At 46.2% G+C, this 8,352-nt stretch carries 9 protein-coding genes; 3 read left to right on the top strand and 6 right to left on the bottom strand.

From position 1 onward, the window contains the following. The 3 genes from ACOJS8_RS03055 to ACOJS8_RS03065 form a co-directional block, all read right to left on the bottom strand. A partial coding sequence (locus tag ACOJS8_RS03055; RefSeq protein WP_420147057.1) for a hypothetical protein occupies window positions 1-210 on the bottom strand: 210 nt, incomplete at its 3' end. 2 nt (window positions 211-212) lie between these two features. Next, entirely contained in the window at window positions 213-818 is a 606-nt protein-coding gene (locus tag ACOJS8_RS03060; protein ID WP_420147058.1) for a hypothetical protein, read from the bottom strand. 498 nt (window positions 819-1,316) lie between these two features. Further along, window positions 1,317-1,670, bottom strand: coding sequence for a hypothetical protein (locus ACOJS8_RS03065; protein ID WP_420147059.1), 354 nt, complete (start codon window positions 1,668-1,670; stop codon window positions 1,317-1,319). Window positions 1,671-1,793: 123 nt separating this feature from the next. Between ACOJS8_RS03065 and ACOJS8_RS03070 the strand changes: the two genes are divergently transcribed. Both ACOJS8_RS03070 and ACOJS8_RS03075 read left to right on the top strand, forming a co-directional pair. After that, on the top strand, window positions 1,794-2,144 hold the full coding sequence (locus tag ACOJS8_RS03070) for a hypothetical protein (RefSeq protein ID WP_420147060.1): 351 nt from the start codon (window positions 1,794-1,796) through the stop codon (window positions 2,142-2,144). 124 nt (window positions 2,145-2,268) lie between these two features. Continuing rightward, window positions 2,269-3,771 carry an NAD(P)H-hydrate dehydratase gene (locus tag ACOJS8_RS03075; protein WP_420147061.1) on the top strand — a complete coding sequence of 501 codons (1,503 nt, stop codon included), beginning with the start codon at window positions 2,269-2,271 and terminating at the stop codon, window positions 3,769-3,771. 462 nt (window positions 3,772-4,233) lie between these two features. On the opposite strand, the gene feoB is transcribed toward ACOJS8_RS03075, so the two are convergent. The 3 genes from feoB to ACOJS8_RS03090 all read right to left on the bottom strand — a co-directional run bounded on the left by feoB (window position 4,234) and on the right by ACOJS8_RS03090 (window position 7,531). Continuing rightward, window positions 4,234-6,351 carry a ferrous iron transport protein B gene (feoB, locus tag ACOJS8_RS03080; protein ID WP_420147062.1) on the bottom strand — a complete coding sequence of 706 codons (2,118 nt, stop codon included), beginning with the start codon at window positions 6,349-6,351 and terminating at the stop codon, window positions 4,234-4,236. Window positions 6,352-6,437: 86 nt separating this feature from the next. Beyond that, window positions 6,438-6,665: a FeoA family protein gene (locus tag ACOJS8_RS03085; protein ID WP_420147063.1), complete on the bottom strand. Its 228-nt coding sequence runs from the start codon at window positions 6,663-6,665 to the stop codon at window positions 6,438-6,440. 101 nt (window positions 6,666-6,766) lie between these two features. After that, complete coding sequence (locus ACOJS8_RS03090; protein ID WP_420147064.1) at window positions 6,767-7,531, bottom strand: sulfite exporter TauE/SafE family protein; 765 nt, start codon at window positions 7,529-7,531, stop codon at window positions 6,767-6,769. Between the two features lie 111 nt (window positions 7,532-7,642). Between ACOJS8_RS03090 and ACOJS8_RS03095 the strand changes: the two genes are divergently transcribed. Next, window positions 7,643-8,317 (top strand): heme exporter protein CcmB, encoded by a 675-nt coding sequence (locus tag ACOJS8_RS03095; RefSeq protein WP_420147065.1) that lies wholly within the window; start codon window positions 7,643-7,645, stop codon window positions 8,315-8,317. The last annotated feature ends 35 nt before the right edge of the window (window positions 8,318-8,352 follow it).

Consider the following 8,352-nt stretch of genomic DNA (forward strand, 5'->3'; position numbering starts at 1 on the left):
CTTAGTTTTATGCTTAAAGAAATAGGAAACGGTTGGCTCCTGTGGCTGATTCTTAGCACGTTCATGCTGATACAGGTACGGCAAAGTCATCATACTAAGGGCTCGCGCCGTCTCCTCTTTTGTGAATTTTGTATCAGTCCAGGAAGTTATAGGGCTTCTGCCAGTTGTCCATATTCCATCAACAATGCCTTCACTTGAACTAGCCTTCATGCTCAATACGTCGTTATCGGTTCCTGATAAATCCGAAGGCCGGGAATCTTGCGTACACCACTTCGAATTGCTTCTTTGACGGCCGACTCATTAATCATAAGAAACTCAAGCGGCACACCTAGACTATCAACAACTTCAAAGCTCCAGCGCATCTGCACGCCCTTCGGTTTCGGCCCTTCGGCAGCGACGGGCGCTAACCAGTCCACCGAACCGTTCTGTTTAATCAGCGCAGCTTCGGTTTCCTGCTGTAACCGCTTCGCTTCCTGCATCAACCGGGTTTGCTCGACGTTGTAAGTGTGCACCGCGTTTTTATACGGCGCCATCGCTTTCTCAATCGGCTCGATCAGCTTCTTTTCCAGATTCATCCAAACCTGTTTCTGCTTATCGATTTCGCGGGTAATTTTTAAGCGCTCTTCACTAACCAGCTTGATTAGCTTATTGCCTTCCGCGATAATACGTACTAATTCTTCCTGCTGATCCGACGTGCCACAAATAGCCGGTAATCGTTTGAGACTCGCTACGTAGTCAGTCAATGACTCACGAAGCAGCTCTTCACCGAGCGAGGCCGGTTGAGCGGGTATGGGTATGGGTTGTAAGTCAGTTCTCATATATTAAACGGTATGGGCAAGGGCGGTTACTAAAGGTAAATTTGTTTATTATATGATAAAACATAGTTTATACATCCCCCGGCCATTGTCGGGGTTTTGTGTTTAGGTACTTGTCTTTATAGTATTGTAACTCATAGCCTTGGCTTGAAATCTACTAGACGGTTCAGTCATTTTCATCAACTTTATGTAAATAGCGGGCTGGGTTTTTCGCCCAATAGTTGGATAAAGCGTGATTCTCACAACCCCCAGCAACTAGTTGGGGGTTTGTGTTTTACAGCAACTTGTTCGATTGACTTTTCCATGATTGAACTTTGATCAGGATAAATGATAAGTATTTGAGAAGTAAGTGACTCTGCTCTCAATGTCAGGTCAAAAGGCTTGAGTCACAACGGCTCAGTAGTTGAATAAGACAACCCCGGCGTTTGATCGGGCGTTGTTTTATTCAACCATTTCGCCGGTTGGAGCAGCGGATACGGTCAGCAACTTAGGTAAGAAAAGTTAGTAGCGTTCGTCGTATTCTGAATTATCCGTTGTTTCCGGAATAGCAATCATCGGTTCACCGTAGGCATTGAGAAACTGCTTATACGTTTCTTCGAAAACCGCTACCATCTGCTTGGCCTGCTCCACTTCGTAGCCCCGGTGGTTCATCGGATCAGCGGCCATCTGTTTGGCCCGTTCGTATTTGGGATATTCCGTCTGAAACTTATGGGCATGTTCGACGTACTTAACCGCTTCCATGTGGCATTTAACCGGATCGTCGCCCGCTTCTAAAGCGATTTCAATGCCGATTTTCTCATTTTGATAATTGCCCAGGTTAAAAACCTTGTGGTAGGTGATTGTCTGAATTTTCATAGTTTGAACTTTTTGATTACCCTACAAAATTCTGATATATTTACCAATAATCCAACTTATTTACAGATTTATTTTGTATATAAATAAGTATTTGTAATTTTATACCATCGAACCAATACTTTTATGGAAGCAACGATCAACAATAGTCTGATGGTAGATAAGGATATGGCCGAGCGGTTTCGCGCCATTCAAAAGCAGCTGGAAGTCAATACGCGAGTAATGGCCCTAAAATCTGGCGTATCAGATGATAAGCTGTATCAATTTTTGGCAGGTCGGCAAAACCTGACACTTGAATCACTACGACTTCTCAAGAAAGCCTATCCTGATATATCTACAGAATTTCTGATTGGCGGGCAGGGTAAACCGTTAGTGAGCATGAATACAGTTTTGACCGACGAAGTGCCCACGGTTTACATTATAAAGCCCGATAACGTTGAGGTTAAAATTAGGACAGATGCCGACTTGTTGTACTAAAGTTGGTTACGTTTTATTAATTTGATTACAACTAGTTGATTATTAAAAGCTTATAGAATAAATAATTTTCTCACTAGTAGAAAATACTTTTGCAAAATTACATTGCGTTTCTCAAGCCTGAACCATGAAAATTCTGAATGTCGATCAAATACGCGCCCTCGATGACGCCACTATACGTCATGAGCCCATTGCGCCCATCAATCTGATGGAGCGAGCTGCTCTCGCTTTTGTCGACTGGTTTATAGATCGATTTCCTGATACAACTACAACGAAGATTTTTTGTGGCTTAGGTAATAACGGGGGCGACGGCATGGCCATTGCCCGGTTGCTTCTGGAACGCGATTATCCGGTTGAGGTTAACGTAGTGCGTTACGCCCCCCGCGAATCGGACGATTGTATGCATAACCATAGGCGACTTAAACTCGTCACTGAAAATATCCGGTATATCGAATTTTCGCGGGACATACCGACCATACGGCATAACGAAGTTATTATCGACGCCATTCTGGGAACAGGATTGTCGCGCCCAACCGAAGGTATAGTCAAGGAAGTTATTTTAGCTATTAATCGTACTCAGGCTACGGTTGTCTCTGTTGACATTGCCAGTGGCTTATATACCGATCAGGCCAATAGCCCGACTGATGTTATTATCGAGCCCGATTATACGGTTACGTTTCAATTACCAAAACTGGCGTTCATGCTCCCTAAAAATGGACGCTACGTTGGTGAATGGCATACCGTCGATATTCGACTCTACAAACGTTCTATCGACCTGGCACCAACTCCCTATTATTATACACAGCCACAGGAGGCTCGCCTGCTGCTTCACAAACGGGAGCGTTACTCCAACAAAGGCACGTTTGGACATGCGCTGCTTTTGGTAGGCAGTCACGGTAAAATGGGCGCTGCTGTCCTGGCAGCACGAGCCTGCCTGCGTTCCGGAGTCGGATTATTAACGGTACAAGTACCCCGCTGTGGCTACTCAATTCTGCAAATGGCGGTACCTGAAGCGATGTGTCTTCCTGATGGCCATCAGAACGTACTGACGGGTTCAAGTGAAATTGAAGGGCCATCCCCATCCGACTATAGCACCGTCGGCATTGGCCCCGGTATCGGCAAAGCACCTGAGACGTTGTCGATGCTGAAGGCTTTATTGCCGAAGCTAAAAAAACCCATTGTCATTGACGCCGACGCACTGAATCTGCTCTCCGAAAACCGGGAGTTATTGAATCAGCTCCCCAAAAACAGTATTCTAACTCCTCATCCCAAAGAATTTGAACGACTTACCAAAAAATGGGATGATGATTACCAGAAGCTCGACATTCTACGTGAGTTCAGCAAAAAATACAACGTAGTGGTCGTCCTGAAAGGTGCGTATTCCGCAGTTGCTACACCCAGTGGCGACGTCCATTTCAACTCAACCGGTAATCCGGGCTTGAGCACGGGCGGTACGGGCGACGTACTGACTGGCGTACTAACGGCCTTACTGGCGCAAGGTTATGACCCCGTCGAAGCGGCTGTTCTGGGCGTGTTCGCGCATGGGCTTGCGGGCGATAAAGTCGCTGAACAACGAGGCCAAATCGGCATGATTGCTTCGGATGTGATTGATGCGCTACGCTGGAATTAGATAGAGCCTTATTCACTATAGCTATTTGGTGGTTCTAATGATTAATCCCGTTAGAATATGATCGAACTTATTCTGTTACTTCCCAGAAAAATGTGGTCATAAGGCTTTACATAACATCAGCCTTTTGTACTGGTAAAGCAGGTATTTCTACGTATTGTAAAATTGACGGGTTTTTGCGCTATTCTGATCAAGGAACAAGTGCCAATTTTGCATCGTAATTCCTTCCACACCATATACAATACAGTAGTTCCACACCATGAAACAGACAGTGCAGCGAGACTGGCGGAATGATCGCCAGTCTCGGAAGACGGGAGAATCATTTGATTATACGACAGCGTTAGGGAGTCTGACAGCAGCCCTATTTTTATATATTATTTACCATATCTACCCTCTTATCTCGAAAGGATTATTTTGGTAATACTAAAACTGTAGAATGATCTGTCGACAGATCATTCTACAGTTTTATTTTAGAAATTGATACGTAGCAAAAGCGGCTACATAAGCCAATCCCATCATATATACTAACTGAACAGCGGGCCATTTCCAACTTTTGGTTTCTCGCTGGGTAGCTGCCAAGGTGCTCATACACATCATCGCGAAGACGTAAAAAATCAACAACGACCACGCAAGAGCAGGCGTATACATCGCCCCTCCCGTTTGCGGGTTACGTTCCTGGCGAAGCCGTTCGCGAATAGTTACGCCTTCATCGTCAGCTCCATCACCAATGCTATAAATCGTGGACATTGTTCCAACGAAAACTTCGCGAGCGGCAAAGGAACTTAGCAAAGCAATCCCGATTTTCCAGTCGTAGCCAAGTGGTCGAATCACCGGCTCAATAAAATGCCCAAACTGACCAGCGTAAGACGATTCGAGTCGTTCAGAGGCAATTCGATTCTGTAAATCCTGATCCGACAACGTAGTGTTTTGCTGACGAACACGTGTTTCTGCCTGATCCATTGCATCGCCGGGGCCGTAGCTGGCCAATACCCACAGCACAATGGAAATTGCCAGAATAACGCGCCCAGCCTCCCAGACAAACGCCCGAACACTTTCCCAAACAGTTAGCCCTACGTGGTTCCAGCGTGGGAGCTTAAACGTCGGCAATTCCATTATGAAAAAACTACGCTCCTTAGTCCGTAGGAAAAGCTTAAGTACGAATGCCGCCAATAGCGCACTAATAAGCCCCAGCAGATACAAAACCATCAGCGCCAAGCCCTGCAAGTTGAAAATACCCAGAACCCGCTGACTCGGTACGACTAAGGCAATTAGAATTGTGTAAATCGGTAATCGGGCCGAGCAACTCATCAGGGGCGTAACCAGTATCGTAATGAGCCGGTCACGACGGGTGCCTATGCTACGTGTCGCCATAATTGCAGGGACGGCGCAGGCTACTCCCGAAATCAGGGGTACTACGCTACGTCCGTTCAGGCCAAACTTGCGCATGATCCGGTCCATGATTACCATCACCCGTGACATATAACCTGATTCTTCGAGCAGTGAAACGAGCAGAAATAAAAAAGCGATCTGCGGAATGAATACCAGAATCCCGCCAATACCCGCCAGCACTCCATCAGTCAGCAAATTCGTAAGTGGTCCGGCAGGCAGGCTTTCTTTCAGTTGCCCATTGAGCCAGGCCACACCGGCATCAATACCGTCCATGAACGGTTGCGCCCAGGCGAAAATAGCCTGAAAAATTAGAAGAAGGATAAACAGAAAGATAGCGTACCCCCACATTGGGTGCAGTAAGACCCGGTCGAGTTTCTGGCTCCAGGTTGGCTGGTCAGTTGCCCGTCGGCTCTTGACAACAGCGTCGACAATTGTTCCAATGTGTTTATAACGCGAAATGGTTTCGCCCGCCTGAAACGTTGGCTCGCTGAATTGATGCTTGTCGATAAGCGTATCCAATCCTACCCGTTGCGGCTGATCGAGGAACGTGAATCCATCGTGCTGAATAACGTACTGTAAAGCCAGGTAGTTGTTGTCGAGTTGATACTGGCTTTTGGTATCGGCAATCAGCCCGGCCGCTTCCTGAGCCGGATCAAAAAATAACTTGCCTGATGCAGCCGGTTTGTGGATTTTATCAATCACCGCTTTTTTAAGGTGATCAAGTCCCTCGCCGGTACGTGCATTAATACGCACAACTGGGACATCCAGCAGCATGGACAGCTGAACTGCATTAACGTCTTTCCCTTCCTGCTGTGCTACGTCCAGCATGTTCAGCGCCAATACAACCGGCACGCCCAAATCAGCGATCTGCGTGAAGAGTAACAGATTCCGGTGCAGGTTAGAGGCATCAACAACAACCACCGCTACGTCCGGATAGTCAGGGTGGGCGGGGTTAGCCAGAATATCCGTAACAATCTGTTCGTCTAACGACTTCGGATATATTGAGTATATACCGGGAAGGTCAACAACTGTAGCGGTTGTTTGGCTGTCAATCGACCAGGTCCCGGATTTCTTATCGACCGTAACGCCCGGGAAATTACCAGTTTTCTGACGCAGGCCCGTCAACTCGTTAAATAACGACGATTTACCGGCATTCGGATTGCCAACAAGCGCAATAGTTGCAGATGGTTTCAACACAAAAAATAGATAATGCCTGAGGCATAATAGATAACGAACGGATACCTATTATTCGTCATCTGTTATTCGTCAGGCATTCACAATTAATTATCAATAAGTATCGTAGCGGCCTCGGATCTACGCATAGCCAGACAATATCCGGCTACGTTCAGACAAATCGGATCACCAAGGGGAGCCTTGGCAGTCAACCGAACCAGCGCCCCCGGCAGACAGCCCATTTCAAGCAATTTCAGAGACATCAATTGGTCACTGAATGATTGAATAGTGGCTTGTTCACCAATTTTAAGGTCGGCTACGCTACGTTTACTCATGGGCTGACTAATGATCGACAATCGGGTATGGGATTGGCTGAATCTTATTTAGATTCATTTTAATTAATGCAAGATTACAACCGAAAGTTCGGCATTACAAATTATCGCATCAAATCCAGGGCAAAACGCAGAATTGTGCAGCTAATGACCAGCAAAAAGAAGACCCGGATGAACTGGTTTCCTTTTAAAATAGCCAGCCGGGCTCCGACAAAAGCACCGGACAGATTGGCAATTGCCATAGGCAGAGCAAAGGTGTATACTATGTAACCCTTACTGGTGAAAAATAACACGCTTGCCAGATTCGTAGCCGCATTCACCAGTTTGGCGTGAGCACTGGCTTTCAGAAAATCGAAGCCAATAAGTGCAATGAAGCCTAACACCAGAAAGCTACCCGTTCCGGGTCCAAAAAATCCGTCATAAAAGCCAATCACCGCCCCCATTAGCCACATACGAGTTTTTTGCTGACGCTCACTAATCGGCTGTTCAGTTACCTGCCCAAAGTCTTTTTTCATGAATGTGTAGACAAATACAGTCACCAAAATAGCCAGTGCAAGCGGTTTCATAAAGCTGTTTGGGACATGAGTGAGTGTCCAGGAGCCGAGCCACGAAGCAACAAAGGCAATGAGCATCATCGGGGCAATACGTCTCCCAAGAATGGCTATGTGCCGGCTGTATTGGAATGCCCCCATCAAACTGCCGCACAGTGACGGAATTTTGGTTGTACCCAATAGCGTTGGTATAGGGTATTGCGGCAGCGTAAACAGGATGGCAGGTGTTTGAATTAGGCCGCCACCACCAATAATTGCGTCAATAAAGCCAGCCAGAAAGGAAAAACCGCAGAGGGTAATAATTTCGATATACTGCATACACCCCAAAATTAGTGCGAAATACAGTTGCTAAGTCGTTACGTTCTTTTCTCGAATTAACCTTCCTGCTTTCCGGGTTCTGACGTAAATTTGCAGAATTGGATAAATAAGATGGCAAAGTCAGTACAGCAGTTGGGTGCCTTGATGCGGAAAGAATTTCTGTTGGAGTGGCGGCAACGTTACGCACTCAATGGGATGCTGCTGTACATTGTTGGGGCAGTGTTTGTGTGTTACCTAAGTTTTAATGCTCGACGTGGTCAACTCACACCGATTGTCTGGAATACGTTGTTCTGGATTATTCTTCTGTTTACGGCCATCAATGCCATTGCCAAAAGTTTTGTACAGGAACGCGCTGGTCGACAATTGTATTATTACACACTAGCCAGTCCACAGCAGATTATTCTTTCGAAAATACTATACAATACCACACTTATGGTGGTGTTGGCACTGTTAGGTTTTAGCGTTTACGCTTTCGTTTTGGGTAATCCAGTCAATGATGTGCCTTTATACGTATTGACGTTGTTGTTAGGGGCGATTGGCTTTGCGGCTTCGCTGACGCTTGTGTCGGGAATAGCCAGCAAAGCCGAAAATCCGGCCACGTTAATGGCTGTATTAAGTTTCCCGACGATTCTGCCTTTGCTACTGATGTTACTAAAAATCTCAAAAAACGCTTTGGACGGCCTTGACCGTAGCGTCAGCTGGAACGAAATTATCATTATTCTCGCTGTTGATGCCATCGTGTTGACATTATCGTGGCTACTATTTCCGTTTTTATGGAGAAGCTAAAGTAATGCGGGTACAAACCCGCTACAACTAAATAT

It is taken from the genome of Spirosoma sp. (assembly GCF_048594605.1).
In the GTDB taxonomy this organism is placed as follows: domain Bacteria; phylum Bacteroidota; class Bacteroidia; order Cytophagales; family Spirosomataceae; genus Spirosoma.

Bases quoted from the DNA above. Each gene is read 5' to 3' on its own strand.
- ACOJS8_RS03060 (WP_420147058.1), bottom strand. From the start codon at position 818: ATGAGAACTGACTTACAACCCATACCCATACCCGCTCAACCGGCCTCG.
- ACOJS8_RS03065 (WP_420147059.1), bottom strand. From the start codon at position 1,670: ATGAAAATTCAGACAATCACCTACCACAAGGTTTTTAACCTGGGCAAT.
- ACOJS8_RS03070 (WP_420147060.1), top strand. From the start codon at position 1,794: ATGGAAGCAACGATCAACAATAGTCTGATGGTAGATAAGGATATGGCC.
- ACOJS8_RS03075 (WP_420147061.1), top strand. From the start codon at position 2,269: ATGAAAATTCTGAATGTCGATCAAATACGCGCCCTCGATGACGCCACT.
- ACOJS8_RS03085 (WP_420147063.1), bottom strand. From the start codon at position 6,665: ATGAGTAAACGTAGCGTAGCCGACCTTAAAATTGGTGAACAAGCCACT.
- ACOJS8_RS03090 (WP_420147064.1), bottom strand. From the start codon at position 7,531: ATGCAGTATATCGAAATTATTACCCTCTGCGGTTTTTCCTTTCTGGCT.
- ACOJS8_RS03095 (WP_420147065.1), top strand. From the start codon at position 7,643: ATGGCAAAGTCAGTACAGCAGTTGGGTGCCTTGATGCGGAAAGAATTT.